Source organism: Algoriphagus marincola DSM 16067 (genome assembly GCF_000429405.1).
Lineage (GTDB): Bacteria > Bacteroidota > Bacteroidia > Cytophagales > Cyclobacteriaceae > Algoriphagus > Algoriphagus marincola.
This window is the reverse complement of sequence record NZ_KE386898.1, coordinates 26,946-43,484: the sequence shown is the minus strand read 5'-3', so window position 1 is coordinate 43,484 and position 16,539 is coordinate 26,946. Positions and strand designations below refer to the sequence as shown.

The window sequence follows — 16,539 nt, the reverse complement described above, 5'->3', positions numbered from 1 at the left end:
AAACTCTAATTTCTTTTTATCATGAGTACTAAAACAAAAAAAACAAGTCACTCCACTGATGTCCTAATTGTCGGAGCTGGTATGAGCGGACTTTTTGCAGCTTGGCGTTTACTGAAAGAGAAGCCATCCACCAAGGTGACCATTTTAGAGAAAATGGGGCAGGTAGGCGGTCGACTTGAAACCACTTTTGTGGATATCAAAGGTCACGACGGAAAAACCTATCAAGTTCACGATGAAGAAGGTGGAATGCGCTTTGTCCCCAGAGGAAAAGGGATGGAACATCTTTGGGGACTCATCGATGCACTGAATGAGGAAAATAAAGGAAATCCCCAGGCGCAGATCCGTACCGTGGACTTTGTAATGGGTGATGACAACAACAGATACTACATCCGGGGAAAATCCTTCACCCAAGCCGAGGTAAAAGCGAGTAACAATGCCATTTGGGCTTCCCTATTCAATCTCGCTCCCAATGAACAAGGCAGAAAACCCTCCGATATACTGACAGCAGTGATCGATGATATTTTAAACCAAAACTGTATTCCACTTCCCTCCTCTCCTGCCGAATGGGTACACTTCCGAAACAACTGCACCTACAAAAACTTTGAAGGGAAACCCATTCCGATCAATCAATGGGGCTTTTGGAGTATACTGAGGAATTATAACATGAGCGAAGAATGCATTGAGATGCTCAGCCATATCATGGGATTTATGGGGCCATTTCAGGACTATATCAATGCCGGAGAAGGACTTCAGATTTTATTCGATTTCCCCGATCCCAAAAATGCCCACTTCCAAACGCTCGAAGAAGGATTTCAATCCCTGCCCAATGCCTTGGCAGCCTCTATTCAAAAAGCAGGTGGAAGTATTCACCTGAATGAAACCGTCAAATCTGTCACCAAAACAGAATCCGGATACTTGATCGAATCAAATCTGGGATCCTATACTGCTCCCACGGTAATCCTTGCCATCCCCAAGAAGCCCCTCAAAGAATTGATCAAAGTTTCACCGATTCTTTCACAGAATGAAAAGTTTATGAGCGCGGTCAACAGTGTGCAAAACATGGAATTGACAAAAGTGGGTCTCTACTTTAAAGAGCGCTGGTGGCATCAAATCAAAGACATCAATCTGACAAATGGGCCGAATTTTACGGATCTTCCCTTAGGTTCTGTTTACTGCTTTTCCCAATTCCCTTCTGATCCAATTGCCGATAAAAATTACAATGGGCCGGCAGCTTTGACTCAGTATACGGACTATATCCGGGGAAATTTCTGGAAAGAGATGCAAAATGTAGGAGACCTCTACCAAACAGAAGATTTTCCACAAAATCCCCCTGGAACCAAAGCCTGCTCCAAAGCACTAGTCCATGAGATCATGCGGCAGATCAAATTATTGTTCGGCCTGAAAGAAGATGATCAGGTACCTAATCCAGTACTGTCGACCTATCGGGTGTGGGGTCAGGATCCTTATGGCTTTGGATATCATCAATACAAAATCAATATCAATGATCTCCAAGAAGTCTATCCCCACATCACTTCACCCGCCGAAAACTTATTTGTATGCAATGAATCCTGGTCACCTGAGCAGGGATGGGTAGAAGGTGCACTCATCATGAGTGACTATGTCCTCCAGCAAAAAGCTTTCGGACTTCCAGCTTTTGCCACGGACTCTTTTGCAAGCACTGTAAACTCTTAAAAATCTTTTCAAGCATGAAAGCAAAAACAATCAAAGGAAATTCACTGGCTGAAATCAGTCAAGCCCTTGAAACCACTCTTTCTGATGGCTTTAAGCCTACACTAGCCATCATATTTCTATCCATCAAGCAGGATCGGGTAGCTATTTGCAAATTATTAGAGCAAAGAGACATCAGTATTTTCGGAGCAACCACCGCAGGAGAATTTATAGACGGAGAAATTGGTGAGGAGTCCATCGTGATCATGCTTTTGGATATCAAGAAAGAATATTTTCAATGTGTACACTTCGAGACAGGAGATGGAAATATTCTAGATGTAGCCCGAAAAACCGGAGAATTGGGTTTGAATACCTTCAAAAATCCGGCTTTCATCATTGCCTCAGGAGGGATCAGCACAGATGGGGAAATGATCATCAAAGGTATTGAAGAAGCAGTCGGTCCAGAGGTCACCATCTTTGGTGGAATGGCCGGAGATGATTTCACCATGACTGGGACCTATGCATTTACTAATGGCCATTACAACATCACCGGAATCGTAGCGCTGATTCTTGATGAGGATAAAATATCCATTGCAGGTTTGGCGACCAGCGGCTGGCAACCTGTAGGCACCGTTCGAACGATTACCAAAAGCGAAGGAAATACGGTTTACACCATCGATGATGAACCTGCACTTGATGTAGTCATCAAGTACATGGGCGTCAATAAAAACATCGATGAATGGAAAGAGGTCATCGTCAATGTAGGTTCAGAATTCCCGATGCAAATCCAACGGGAAGGAACAGAGCCTGTAATTAGAGCCCCGCTATTTGCGAATAAAAATGATCGCTCTTTAGTATGCGCAGGAAGTGTCCCACAAGGCTCCAAAATCCGCTTTTCTCTTGCTCCAGATTTTAATGTCATCGAGAAAGTAGTAGAAGAATGCGAGACTGTGAAAAAAAATGAACTTCCGAAGGCTGATGCCTTGATTATGTTTTCGTGCAAGGCTAGACACCTTTCTCTTGGCCCAATGGTCAGCGACGAAATTGACCAAGTGAAAAATGTCTGGGACGCTCCTTTAGCCGGATTTTTCAGCTACGGGGAGATGGGTAAGTCAACCAAGGGCAAACACGAATTTCATAACAATACTTGTTCGCTTGTCGCATTATCAGAGAAATAAATTACAGCAAAGAGAAAACAGAGGGAACTGCTCGTAAGCCCTCTTATTTCTTTCGAATCATTCTATGAATAAAAATATTCAGACAATTCTGGAGCTAATCTCCAAGTCAGAAAAGCTCACCGAAGAAGAAAAGGAGCAATTGAGCCGTTCGGCCAAGGGCATCGAAAGGGATTTGAGCATTGTAGAGTTTAAACTTGATCGCTCAGAAAAGATGCGAAGGACTACCTCTATACTTTTGGAGGAAACTATCGAGGAACTGGATAAAAAAAGGCAAGCTGTAGAAGAGCTTGCCTTGATCTCTTCCAGGCAGGCATCTCTAGAGCGAATCAGGGCTGAGATTGCATCCATGCGCAAGGCAGAAGATTTGGAAGAAATCTCACCCCTTATCTGGCAAGAATTGTCCAAACTTCAAGTCCCCTATATTCGGTGCGGAATCTTCATAGTGGAAGAAGAAAATGACTTAATGCATGTCTTTCTAAACACCCAAAATCAGGAATCCATTGCTGCCTTACATATTCCTTTTGAAGCGACAAAACTCACGCAGACTGTTCATTTCTATTGGAAAAAGCAAAACCGGCATCGGGAAAAGTGGAGAGAGAATGATTTCCGAAATTGGGTGGAGAGCTTAAGCAAAAAAGGGTTTATTTCTTCCCAAGAAGAATATGTGGGCGGACCCATTCCCGAGCAACTTATTTTACAGTTTTTCCCATTCAAGCAGGGGATGCTCTACATCGGAAATTCGGAGCCTCTTACCACTGAAAATGAAGAGCTCTGCCAAACATTGGCAGGTAATTTTTCGGTAGCGTATGATCGCTACGAGGATTTCACAAAGCTGGAGATTGCCAAGAAAAATGTAGAAATCGCACTGAAGGACCTTCGCACTACCCAAGATCAATTGGTCCAACAAGAAAAACTTGCTTCTCTCGGTCAGCTTACTGCTGGCATTGCTCATGAGATCAAAAACCCCCTGAATTTTGTCAATAATTTTTCTGATCTCAGCATCGAAATGGTCACTGAGGTTTTGGAAGAGGTCAGTGAAGCGAAAGTTTACAGCAGCAGTCCTCAATTGAAAGAGCGGTTTGAGGAAATGACTGATCTGCTTCATACCATCGAAATCAACCTGAAAAAAATCCATGAGCATGGCACTAGAGCCAATGATATTGTGACTTCGATGCTTCAGCACTCGAGAGGTGGATCTGGCGAAACCAAAGAAGTTGATTTGAATGAATTGCTAGCTGAATTTTCAAACCTAGCCTACCATGGGATGCGAGCTGGAAAAAACCCCATTAATCTTGACTTGAACCTTGATTTGGCACCAAATCTACCTATGGTATCGCTTATCAAAGAAGACTTCTCCCGGGTCATAATTAATCTCTGCACCAATGCCTTTGATGCCTTAAGAGTAAAGGCTCAGAGGCAGATATCTGACTATAAGCCTAGCTTGACCATCAGGACGCATTCCGAGGATAAAGCCGTTTACCTAGAAATCGAAGACAACGGTCCTGGAATACCAGAAGAAATCTTAGACAAGATACTCCAGCCCTTTTTTACCACAAAAAAAGGTACAGAGGGAACTGGTTTAGGCCTAAGTATTTCACATGACATTATTAAGGCCCACCGGGGACAACTCGATATCGAGACCCTTGAAGGAAAAGGCACCAAATTCATTATATCGCTACCTATCCATCTATCAGCAAATCAGCTTTACATGACTTAAGTATAAGTTTCCAGGAAATAGGTTCTACGCAAGTCTAACTGAGCCTCTTCCTTACTACTAAAATTTTGAGCACTATGAAACATTCAGACAAATCCTTTTTTTTCTTTAGGTCTATTAGCTTTTCTATTGCTGTACTACTTTTCTGCCTGACTAGCTTTCAATCACAAGCTCAGATCAATGCTTCTCAAGGAGTTCCTAGCTACACCAACTATGTGATAGGGGGCAACTCTTTGGCAGGTCAGCAGGTTTGGAATGTCAATCAAAACAAGGATGACTTTCTTTTTGTGGGCACTAGCTCAGGATTGCAAAAATTTGATGGTAAGAATTGGAATCTTTTAGCCTCTCCGAGTACAGAATTCAATACGAATGTACGGTCAACTTTACTCGCCTCTGATGGTACCTTTTATTACGGTTCGCTGGGAGATTTCGGGATAGTTATATCGGATTCTACCGGCAAGACAGTTGAAAGATCGATTTTGGATGGATTTCCTTCGGACTTTGTGTTTAATGATATCTGGTCTATTAGAGAGAGCAAGGGAAAAATCTACTTCCAGGCGAGAGAAGCTATATTCATCTACACCCCGGCGACAGAAGATCAATCGGGGAACATCAAAATATGGAACCCGGATACCGAGTTCATGTATGGCTTTATACTCAATGGCGAGTACTATACACATCAAATAAACCTAGGTCTATACCGGGAAGAAGATGAAAGCCTTCAGTTGATTCCAGGAAGTGAATTTTTGGGTGCGAATCGAGTCCAAGTGCTGCTGCCCTACAGTGACACCGGAGAGTTCCTTGTAGGAGCATTTTCAGGTGGTCTTTTTAGATATGATGGGGATACATTCACCCCATTCCCTACTGAAATTGATCCCTATCTAAAAGATGGAACATTGTATAAGGCACTTCCACTTCCTGACAGCACTTATGCAATCAGTGCCTTAGGTTATGGATTTTTTATAGTCGATCGAAAAGGTGCGATCAAAGCACATTTTAATACTAAAAATTCCATTCCAGATCAAAGTGTCTATGCTTTCCATCTAGACAATACCAATAATCTCTGGGTTGGGACTAATAGCGGACTTTCCAAAATTGAAATATTCTCTCCACTTACCCGATTTGATTCGGATACTTATGAAATCGGAAATGCACTTTCACTCTCTGCTTTCGACAATACCCTTTACATCGGCACCTCTACCACGGTATTATACATTGACAAGTCAGACGGAATTGTCAAAAAGGTAGAAGGGACACCCAATTCTCAGGTTTTTGATCTGTACTCCGATACCAATGGGATTTTGAGCACAGGGGTAGGTGTTTATGAAATAAGAGGAAATCAAGCCAAAATTATTCCTGAAACTGCACCCTTTCAAACCTTAAGAATATTAGTGTCTGAAAAACATCCAGGCTATGTTTTCCTCAGCGGGAATTTCGGAATTCAGGTTTTTAGAAGGGAATTAGGAAGCAATGGAGAATATCAATACGAAGACATTGGCCCCATAACCGGTGTAACACGAGCTGTTTATTCTTTGGTCGAAAATGAGCAAGGAGAAATTTGGGGTGGAACCCAAGCCGGAATTCTGTACCGAATTAATTTGCCAGAAACTGCCTCTGGCAGACTTGATGTGCCAAATGCACGAGTACAGGAGTTTAGTGAAAATGATGGAATCAGAGGACTATCCGGACTGGCAGTTGGGCCCATCGAAGGGAAAGTATATACTTCAGGCATCGATGGCTTTTACTATTTTGACGCATCCACCCAAAGCTTTAAGCGGGATCCGCTATTTAGCTTCTCGGATGAAGTAGCTGATATTAACCTAGACACCTATGGCTTAGGGGTCGGAGAGACGGGTAATGTTTTTTTAGACTTTAAGGGAGAAAAAAGGTATGCAGTAAAGCAACCCGATGGAAGCTTTATACTCGAAACTTACCCTGTAAATCTGATAACAGCCAGTGGCATAGCATCAGGATATACGGAGCCCAGCGGGGTCATTTGGATTGGAACTGACGAGGGGCTGATGAGGCTCGACCCGAATAAACAATACAAAACAGACTATTCTATTCCCCTTTATTTTACAGCGATTTCTGGTTCTTCCGGTCCACTTATGCTTGCTGAATTTTTGGATAGAGAGCCCCCTGAAATTGCCTACAATTCCAATAAAATAACATTTGAATATGCTGCTCCCTTTTTTGTCAGGGAAAATAAAATCCTCTTTCAAAACTATTTGGAAGGCTATGATGAAGAATGGGAAGAGTGGAATGATAAAGTGACTCGTGAGTTTTCAAACCTTCCCTATGGGGACTATATCTTCCGAGTTCGGGCAAAAAACACCTTTAATACCTTATCTGAGGAAATAACTTACTCTTTTACAATCCTTCCTCCATGGTATGCTACTTGGTGGGCTTTTATCATATACTTTCTAGGATTTGCTTTGTTGGTTTACGGACTGGTCAAAATACAGACAAATCGGGTTTTAGCCCGGGAAAAAGAAAAAAATCGAGAAAAAGAGCTAGCTCATGCACGAGAAATAGAAAAGGCTTACGAGGAATTAAAAGCTACCCAAACCCAGCTTGTTCACTCCGAGAAAATGGCTTCTCTTGGTGAGCTCACTGCCGGCATTGCCCATGAAATTCAAAACCCGCTAAACTTCGTCAATAATTTTTCAGAGGTCAGTGAAGAGTTGATTGATGAAATGCATGAAGAGTTGGAAAATGGAAATATAGAAGATGCCAAGACAATCAGTAAAGATTTAAAGGAAAATCTCACCAAAATCAAACATCACGGCAAACGGGCTGACTCGATAGTCAAGGGAATGCTCGAACATAGCCGGGGTAGCTCATCAGAGAAAAAGCCTACCAACCTTAATGCACTCGCGGATGAATTTCTTCGCCTAAGCTATCATGGACTGAGAGCAAAGGATAAGAGTTTTTCAGCTGACTTTGAAACAGACTTGGATTCAAATATCCCACGGGTAAAGGTAGTTTCTCAAGATATAGGGAGAGTATTTCTCAATCTGATTAATAATGCCTTCTATGCTTGTGCTGAGCGGAAACGATCTGTGATTTCCGAAGAAGAACAAATCAACGAATCCTACAAACCAAAAGTGTCCGTGCAATCCCGTTTGGTAGAATTAGGCGGAATAGATGGTGTAGAAATTTGCATAAAAGACAATGGAGGTGGAATCCCAAAAGCCATCATCGATAAAATCTTCCAACCATTCTTCACCACCAAGCCAACTGGGAGTGGTACTGGTCTTGGCTTAAGCTTAAGCTATGATATCATCAAGGCACATGGAGGTGATCTTCGGGTCAAAAGCAAGGAAGGTGAAGGAACCGAAATGATCATTTATTTACCGATTGATTCAGATTTTAAGTCGAGTTCATAATGAGGAAAGAAAAAGAGCAATCGCTTAACCAAGCCTATCAAGAATTTATCGAAATCGGATTGAATATTCGACCGATTATCGATGAGTTGAAGCACTTGATTGATCCAAAAATCATGGGTTTCGGTACAACAGAGGATGAGCGGATCTTTTCCAGTCAGGAATTTTTTGACTTGATCAAAAGGCAAGAAGAGCAGGCAACTGGAATTAAACTAGAGCATCAGATAAAGCCGGTACACCGAAGAGTCCTAAACGGAGAGAATTCCGCGATTTACGTCGATGACATGATCATGAGAATCACCACCGATTCGGATCAGTTTGAAATAAAATTGCGATTTTCCATAGTCTTTGAATATCAAGAAAAAAAATGGATCTTGGTCCATTGGCATGGCTCTAAACCGGAGGAGGTTAAAAGCGAAGAGGACACTTGGGGAATAGATATTTGGAAGAAAAAGACAGAAGAACTCGAGCAAATTATCTCAGAAAAAACAGCTGTTTTGGTCGAAAAAAACCGGGAATTGGCCATCGAGGCTGCTCTCGAAAAAGTCCGGGCTGTAGCCATGGGTATGAAAAAACCCGAGGATATGTTGGCTATCTGCCGCATTATTTCGGAACAGCTAGAAAAGTTTGGAGTCGAAAAAATTCGGAATATTCAGACGGCAATTATTGACGAGGAAAAAGGAATCTATCTTTGCTACCAGTATTTTACTTACTATGATAAAGAAGCAGTAGAACGGACCGAATATCTCAAAAACCCCGTCGAACATGGAATAGTGGAGCAAATGCTGGCATCGAAAGACGGGCACTTTACTGGTACTATTTCAGGAAAAAAACTGGAGGAATTTCGTGAACATCGCAAAGCGGAGAATCATTTCCCTGACCCTCTTTTGGAGGACTCTGATGAAATCAGCCACTGCTTTTTATCCATAGGACAGGGAGGATTAGGTCTGACCCTCTATCAGCCGATGGACACTTCAATACTGAATTTATTCAAGCGATTTCATCAGGTTTTTTCCTTAGCCTACAGAAGATTTCAAGATATCCAAAAGGCTGAAGCCAGAGCCCGAGAAGTTGAAATCGACCTTGCACTAGAACGTGTCAGAGCTCAGACCATGGCGATGCATAGCAGTGAGGACGTAGGGAAATGCATTCTCAAAATGTTCGCTGAACTAACTGCTTTGGGAGTAGATGAACGGACTAGGTTTGGAATAGGGATTCTGAATCATGAGAACGAAAACAATCAGCTTTGGACCGCTAGAAAAAACGGGGATGAGGTCAATCTGCATGTTGGCAACATCAATATGGATTGGCACCCCATGCTAATAAAAGCCCGTCAGGCTTGGCTCCAACAAGTTCCCTTTCACAAGTATATTTTGGAAGGGGAGGATTTACTGGACTATTATCGGATGCTCAATACTGCACCGGAATATAAAATCCAGATCCCGCTGGAAACACTTCCCAAAAAAGAGATCCAGCACTGTTTTATCTTCGAACATGGGTTTTTCTACGCCTTTTGCCCTGAAGAATTTGATTCCGAAATCACTAGCATTGCCCAGCGGTTTAGTTCCCAGTTTGAACAAACCTTTCGAAGATATCTGGACCTCCAACAAGCAGAAGCACAGGCGCGAGAAGCCAAAATCGAAGCAGCTTTGGAGCGGGTTCGATCTAAAAGTCTGGCCATGCACCAGACCAGTGAATTGCAGTCAGTCATTCATACCGTTCATAAGGAACTAGTCAAGCTGGGACTTTCCATTCATGGCGGATCTTTCATCGTGATCAACAGCGAGATCGATCAGGAACTCAAATGCTGGGGTGCCGGCGGAACAGCCGAAACATCGCAGGTAGTCCAAATCCCGAGATTTGAAAAACCCTTTTATACCGATCTACTAGAAGGAATCAAAAGGGGCCCTGGTTTCTTCACTGAAGAATTTACCGCAGAAGAGAAAAATGAATACTTCAAATTTCTGTTTAAACATGAACCATGGGCAAGACTTAGTTCAAAAGAGAAAAAACAAAGGCTTGAAGGAAAAAAACCGTATTTCCGATCCTGTGCCGTTTCCAGCAATACCAGCATTTTTATCATCAATCAGAAAGGTCAGATATTTTCCGATGCAGATAATGACATCCTAAAAAGATTCGGAAAAGTCTTCGAACAGGCCTACACCCGCTTCCTCGACCTCCAAAAAGCCGAAGCACAGGCACGAGAAGCACAAATAGAAGCTGCTCTGGAACGAGTACGATCCAGAACCATGGCTATGCAGCACTCAGACGAGCTGACTGAAGCTTCAGAAGTTTTGGATCGGCAGGTCAGAGCCTTGGGAATAGATACTTGGGGCTGTGCATTCCATATCTATGCTGATGATCCAGAAGGGGACTATGAATGGTTTAGCAGCAGAGAAGGGTCTTTACCCTTCTACAAAACTCCTAGGGAAAATTTCTTCCTGAAGTTTTACGAAAAAGGAAAAGCTGGTGAAACTTTTCATGTGGAAGAATTTCTGGGCGAAGATTGTAAAGCGCATTATGATTACCTAATGACTATTCCTGTCATGGGCGATGCACTTCGTGAAATTATATCTTCTGGAGCCACACTACCCGAGTCGCAGTACGATCATATTGCTTTTTTCAAGCATGGGTTCTTGCTATTCATTACCTATCAGCCTGTCCCTGAATCCCATGTGATTTTCCAACGCTTTGCAAAAGTCTTCGAACAAACCTATACCCGATTCCTTGACCTAAAAAAAGCAGAGTCTCAAGCGAGAGAAGCACAGATTGAAGCAGCACTTGAGCGAGTTCGGGCTAGAGCTATGGCTATGCACTCTTCAAAAGAATTGGAAGAGGTAGCCTTAGAACTAAGAATCCAAATGGGTAAATTAGGTCAAGAAGACCTGGAAGTCTGTGCCATTCATTTATATGAAGAGGATGAAGACTATTTCGAATCTTGGGGAGCTGTTCGTGCACCTGGTATGGAGGAAAAGCTCTTCCAAGGAATGGCAAAATTTCCAAAATCTGGGATCAAGATCGTAGATGAAATGATGGCCCATTATTATGCTGGGGACAAGGATTATGTCTTGGTAAATGATGGAGAAAAAGGCCAGGAGTGGTTGCTCGCTATGAAAAAGTATTCTCCTCAGGCCTACGCTATGCTTTCTAAGAAGATCGAATCCATCCCAACGGAAGAAATAATAGCCTATTGGTCAATCTCAGATTTTAAGGGAGGAGCCCTCGTAATGGTAACCTATACCCAGCCTGATGAAAGCTCCCTAAACCTTCTCCGACGAGCTGCAAATGTCTTTCAACTCGCCTATCGCCGATACTTGGATCTTCAAAAAGCTGAAGAACAGGCAAGGGAAGCCCAGATTGAGGCGGCTCTGGAAAAAGTACGTTCCCGATCTCTGGCTATGCACAAGAGTGAGGAATTCCCTGAAGTAATTCAGATAGTTTTTGAGCAGTTCCGCCAACTCAATTTCAACATTGATTCTGCCCAGATAGATATGTCTTTTAGAGACACGGATGACTTTAATCTTTGGACCGCAGTTCCAGGCAGGCCTTATCCTGTTCTTCAGCACATTCCATATAGGAATAATGCCGTGTTCAATTCTATAAAAAATGCCAAGAAGGCCGGTCTTAATTTCATTTCCGACCAATTCAGCAAAGAGGAAAAGAATGATTTTTTTGAATTATTCTTTCTTCATTACCCTGAAGTACCGGAAGAAAGAAAGCTATTTATTTTTTCAAGCCCGGGATTTTCACGTTCTGCTGTTTTATTGAGTGATGTCATGCTGGGAATTCAGAATTATTCAGGGATTCCCTTCACGGATTCAGAGAATGAGATTTTGAAGCGATTTGCCAAAGTCTTTGAGCAAACCTATACGCGCTTTTTAGACCTACAAAAAGCCGAAGCACAAGCTAGAGAATCCCAAATTGAAGCGGCATTAGAGCGGGTGCGATCTCGTACCATGGGCATGCAAAAAGCCGAGGAACTTGGAGATGTAGCGACTCTTCTATTTAATGAGTTGAATACGCTGGTTGATAATTTATGGACCTGCGGCTTTGTCCTTTGTGAAAAAGATCGTCAAGAAGACGAGTGGTGGCTGAGCGCGGATAATGGATTAATCGACCCCTTTTTCCTTCCAAATGTTGGAGACTATACACACGAAAGCCTCTATGAAGGTTGGAAAAAAGGAGAAAGCTACCGAACCGTCACATTAGAAGGACCACAACTTCAGGAGCATTACGATTGGTTGTTACAAATCCCGATAGCTGCTCAAATTTTTGAGGAAATGGAGGGATCCGGTATTCCCCGTCCTACCTGGCAACGCTTGCATGCAGCATACTTCAAGACTGGATACTTGGTGATAATTACAGAAGTTCCTTGTGAGGAAGAAGATATTTTCAAGCGATTTGCGCAGGTTTTTGACTTAACCTACACGCGTTTCCTCGATCTCCAAAAAGCAGAAAATCAGGCTCGGGAAGCTCAAATCGAAGCAGCATTGGAAAAAGTTCGTTCCCGCTCCTTGGCTATGCAAGATCCGGAGGAGCTCACCGAGGTAGCACAACTGCTAAGAGAAGAAATGGGGAATTTAGGCGTCGAGGAATTGGAAACAAGCTCCATTTACATTCATGAAGAATCGAATGGCTTGACCCAATGCTGGTTCACGATAAAAAATAGTCAGAACCCCGCACGAAGCGTTTCCGATCAAATGGTCCTTGATCTGCAGGATACTTGGGTAGGAAATCAAATGTTGAGGTTCTATCGATCTAAAGAGAAAAAAACCTCCATTCTTATGAAGGGCGAACAGCGAGTAGAATGGATCCGATACTGTGAAAGCAAATCTGAGCTTCTTGGAAAAAGTAGATTCTATGGAGAAACTATCCCTGAACGAACCTATCACCTTTATAAGTTTTCAGATGGATTCTTAGGCGCCGCATCTTCAGGGCCCATCTCAGCTGATAGTTGGGATTTGATGCGAAGAGCCACAGCGGTTTTTTCATTTGCTTTCACTCGTTTCTTGGATTTGCAGAGAGCCCAGGCTAGCGCAAAAGAAGCCCGAAGACAAGCCTCATTGGATCGAGTTCGTGCGGATATTTCCTCTATGAGGACAGCTGCAGATCTGGATAAAATCACCCCACTTTTATTCAAAGAGCTCACCACTTTAGACATTCCATTTATCCGCTGCGGAGTATTCATCATCAATGAAAAAGCAAAAATCGTAGAGGCCTACCTCTCTTCGCCTGAGGGGAAATCTTTGGGAGTATTGCATCTTCCCTTTGATGCGAGCGAGCTCACTTTCCAGACCGTCGAAGCCTGGCGAAAAGGAGAAGTTTACCGACAGCATTGGGGTAAGGGAGACTTTCTCAACTGGATTCAACAAATCATGGAAAAGGATCTGATCCAAGATGAAAAAACCTATCAGGGCGCAGCCGCTCCTCCAGAATCCCTAAACCTTCATTTCGTCCCTTTTACCCAAGGGATGCTATATGTGGGTTCTACAGAACCACTTTCTGAAGATGAAATTGACTTGATCAGATCACTATCCGAAGCCTTTGCGATTGCCTATTCCAGATATGAGGATTTTGTCAAACTAGAGCAAGCCAAGGCGGAGATCGAGTCGGCAATGTCTGAACTCAAAGCCACACAAACTCAACTCGTGCAGCAAGAAAAACTGGCTTCTCTAGGACAGCTCACCGCTGGGATAGCTCATGAGATTAAGAATCCATTGAATTTTGTGAATAACTTCTCTGAAGTCAGTAATGAACTGATTGATGAAGCTTTTGAGGAGTTGGAAAAGTTAGTGGATTCGGAGGAGAAGGAAGAGATCATCGCCATTCTGGAAGATGTGAAAGGAAATCTTTCCAAGGTACAGGAACATGGAAAGCGAGCTAATGGGATTGTAACCTCCATGCTGCAACACTCCCGAGGTGGAGATGGCAAAATGGAGCCTACTGACTTAAATGCTCTTCTGAAGGAATATGTAAACCTGAGTTTTCACGGGATGCGGGCAGCAAAAAACCCCATCAATGTGGATATAGAACTGAAATTTGATGAGAAAATAGGTAAGGTCAATCTGATTTCAGAAGATTTTTCCAGAGTCATTGTCAATCTCTGCAATAATGCATTCGACGCAATGAGATTAAAAACGAACGATGAGTCCAGCAATTACCAACCGAAACTCACCATTTCCACGAAGATCGAGAAAAATCAAGTTACAATTGAAGTAGAAGACAATGGCCCTGGCATTCCAGATGAAATCAAGGACAAAATTCTCCAACCATTCTTCACCACCAAAAAAGGTACAGAAGGTACTGGGTTAGGGCTCAGTATTACCAATGACATCGTGAAGGCGCATGGAGGTCGGTTGGATGTCGAAAGCAATCATGATGGAAGTAAGTTTGTGATTTCACTACCTCAATTATTGCCCGAGTGAGCTACTGTATGCTTCGCCCTGAAGGCGATGCTTTACAAGTCAAGTTTGACGAATTAAAAGACGCCAAATAAAAAATAAAAAATGCGCTTTTTTAATTTTTCAATTTGTACTTTAGAAAGCATTTATTGCATTAAAACTCTAAAAATTAAGTTGAATACTAAAATCCAGCATTACAAAATCCGCCTATCTAAACTCGACCATATACACTAACTATCACCCATATGCTCTCAAAATTACTTTTGGTCTTATTACTCATTTTTGTAGTCCTATCGATCGCTTTTGTCATCAAAAACAAAAGAATTAAAAGAAGAGCTCTTCAGAAATTCAAAGAAATGGATCCTCAAGAACTTTCGGATTGGTCCCCTCAAAAGTTGGATTCCAAGCGTGCTCACATGGACCCATTAGCTGATCAGACAGTAGCTATTATCATGGCAAAACAAGAATCGGCTGAGATCAATCATCTTTTTCAATCAATCGTCAAAGACAGCGAACAACTGCCTCCCACAGCACCCAAAGAGCTTCATGATTATTTTGAAGAAAGTGCCAAACTCCCTGAATGGGCCGACCCTGATCTGATTGCCTTAGGCCAACAAATCTACCTTAGACATGGGATTTGGATAGGGCTTTTACTTTGCTACAAATCACTGCCTGAATGCTATGCCTGTGCCCGTGGTGCGGAAGTCCTTCACAAGACTGCCCGACTCAATGAAAAGAAGGGTTCCTTGGACGCCTACTCAAGAAGAATTGCAGAAACGGCCCTATTCGTTGTTTTTGCCATGTCTCCGGATGGACTGGATAAGAAAGGTAAGGGACTGAGAGCTACACAAAAAGTCCGTCTCATCCATGCCACCATTCGATACTTTCTGAAGCAACATAACTGGGATGCCGACACCTACGGTGAGCCTATCAATCAGGAGGATTTAGCGGGGACTTTGATGTCATTTTCAGCTTTGATTTTGGAAGGGCTCGAGACGATTGGGGTAGAATTTGAGCCAGTAGAAATGGAAGCTTACATTCATTGCTGGAGGGTGATCGGCCACATCGCTGGTCTAGATGAGGATATGATTCCCAAAAACGCCAAGGATGCATTGAAGCTCGGTCACAGCATTCTGGACAAAGAAATTGCCCCAAGTGATCATGCCAAGGAATTGGTCAAAGCCCTTCGGGAATTCCAAGACACGAAATCAAAACCCATTCTGGGGAGTCAATCCAATATTGCTATGATGCGATTAATGATGGGCAAAGATATTTCGGATTTGCTTGGCGTGGAGCCCATTGATCAATCACAGATTGATAGAATGGAAAGGAAACTCAAAAGAATCACAGCGGTAGGGGAGTTTCTGGATAAAAGCCTGATCTTTTCATTTTTCCTTCAGGGATTTACAAAGCTTGGCCTTATGCTGATGCTTAAACGAATGACCACCCGCTCAATCATCAATTTCTACATTCCCAAATCCCTCACACAAGATTGGGGCACAAAATCTTAAATGCTATGAATCAGCCTTTAATCAATTTTGAAGATTATTCACTTGCCGGGCTTATTTTCAATGGTGTCGGTTGCCTTTTTTGGGTCGTCGCATACGTGATTTTAGTGATGGAAATCCGCAAAAAGAAATTTGTGGAAATGCCAGCCTACGTTGCTGGTGCGAATATCGGCTGGGAATTCGTATGGAGCTGGATATATCATCCCAATACCGGTCTTTTATTCGCCCTGAGCTATCAGGCTGCATTTTTATTAGACTGCTTTATTTTCTACTCGGTCCTTCGATATGGTACCAAACAGCCGATGAATCCGGAGACCAAAAAGCATTTCGCATTATTCTGTGTGATCAATTTTGGCTTCTGGATCATATTCTCCTACCTCTTTAGAAATGAAGGCTTTGACACACTCATCGGGGCAAACTCGGGATATATCATCAATGTAATTCTCTCATTACAATGTGTGTTTTTGCTGATGCAAACCAAAGATACCGGACAATTCTCAATGGTTTTGGCCTGGGCTCGAATGTTGGGCACAGGATTAATTTCTGTTTCCATGTTCTTCTTCTACCCTGAAAATCACTTCGTTCAGTTCCTGGGAATTTCTTGTTTTATTTTGGACAATACCTTCATCTACATTCTTTGGAAAAGACACGGTAAGCTATTTGGAGCACTTAGTAAAGCATAAT

Annotated in this window: 7 protein-coding genes; all 7 read left to right on the top strand. The window is 42.7% G+C overall.

What is annotated here, in order from left to right:
• The first annotated feature begins 21 nt into the window (after nucleotides 1-21).
• On the top strand, nucleotides 22-1,692 hold the full coding sequence (locus G457_RS0117235; RefSeq protein ID WP_026947560.1) for a flavin monoamine oxidase family protein: 1,671 nt from the start codon (nucleotides 22-24) through the stop codon (nucleotides 1,690-1,692).
• 14 nt (nucleotides 1,693-1,706) lie between these two features.
• Nucleotides 1,707-2,846 (top strand): FIST signal transduction protein, encoded by a 1,140-nt coding sequence (locus G457_RS0117230; RefSeq protein WP_026947559.1) that lies wholly within the window; start codon nucleotides 1,707-1,709, stop codon nucleotides 2,844-2,846.
• 64 nt (nucleotides 2,847-2,910) lie between these two features.
• On the top strand, nucleotides 2,911-4,563 hold the full coding sequence (locus G457_RS22390) for a sensor histidine kinase (protein WP_051260896.1): 1,653 nt from the start codon (nucleotides 2,911-2,913) through the stop codon (nucleotides 4,561-4,563).
• Between the two features lie 74 nt (nucleotides 4,564-4,637).
• Nucleotides 4,638-7,949, top strand: a complete 3,312-nt coding sequence (locus G457_RS22850; RefSeq protein WP_051260895.1) for a sensor histidine kinase — start codon at nucleotides 4,638-4,640, stop codon at nucleotides 7,947-7,949.
• Complete coding sequence (locus G457_RS21850; RefSeq protein ID WP_035484235.1) at nucleotides 7,949-14,371, top strand: ATP-binding protein; 6,423 nt, start codon at nucleotides 7,949-7,951, stop codon at nucleotides 14,369-14,371. Before G457_RS22850 ends, G457_RS21850 begins: the two co-directional genes overlap by 1 nt.
• Before the next feature lie 221 nt (nucleotides 14,372-14,592).
• Nucleotides 14,593-15,858, top strand: coding sequence for an oxygenase MpaB family protein (locus G457_RS21845; RefSeq protein WP_051260894.1), 1,266 nt, complete (start codon nucleotides 14,593-14,595; stop codon nucleotides 15,856-15,858).
• 5 nt (nucleotides 15,859-15,863) lie between these two features.
• Complete coding sequence (locus G457_RS0117200; RefSeq protein WP_134199346.1) at nucleotides 15,864-16,538, top strand: transmembrane-type terpene cyclase; 675 nt, start codon at nucleotides 15,864-15,866, stop codon at nucleotides 16,536-16,538.
• Nucleotide 16,539 lies beyond the last annotated feature (1 nt).

What these genes read in the sequence shown, in the direction of transcription:
- G457_RS0117235 (WP_026947560.1), top strand. Translation starts at nt 22, where the DNA reads ATGAGTACTAAAACAAAAAAAACAAGTCACTCCACTGATGTCCTAATT.
- G457_RS0117230 (WP_026947559.1), top strand. Translation starts at nt 1,707, where the DNA reads ATGAAAGCAAAAACAATCAAAGGAAATTCACTGGCTGAAATCAGTCAA.
- G457_RS22390 (WP_051260896.1), top strand. Translation starts at nt 2,911, where the DNA reads ATGAATAAAAATATTCAGACAATTCTGGAGCTAATCTCCAAGTCAGAA.
- G457_RS22850 (WP_051260895.1), top strand. Translation starts at nt 4,638, where the DNA reads ATGAAACATTCAGACAAATCCTTTTTTTTCTTTAGGTCTATTAGCTTT.
- G457_RS21850 (WP_035484235.1), top strand. Translation starts at nt 7,949, where the DNA reads ATGAGGAAAGAAAAAGAGCAATCGCTTAACCAAGCCTATCAAGAATTT.
- G457_RS21845 (WP_051260894.1), top strand. Translation starts at nt 14,593, where the DNA reads ATGCTCTCAAAATTACTTTTGGTCTTATTACTCATTTTTGTAGTCCTA.
- G457_RS0117200 (WP_134199346.1), top strand. Translation starts at nt 15,864, where the DNA reads ATGAATCAGCCTTTAATCAATTTTGAAGATTATTCACTTGCCGGGCTT.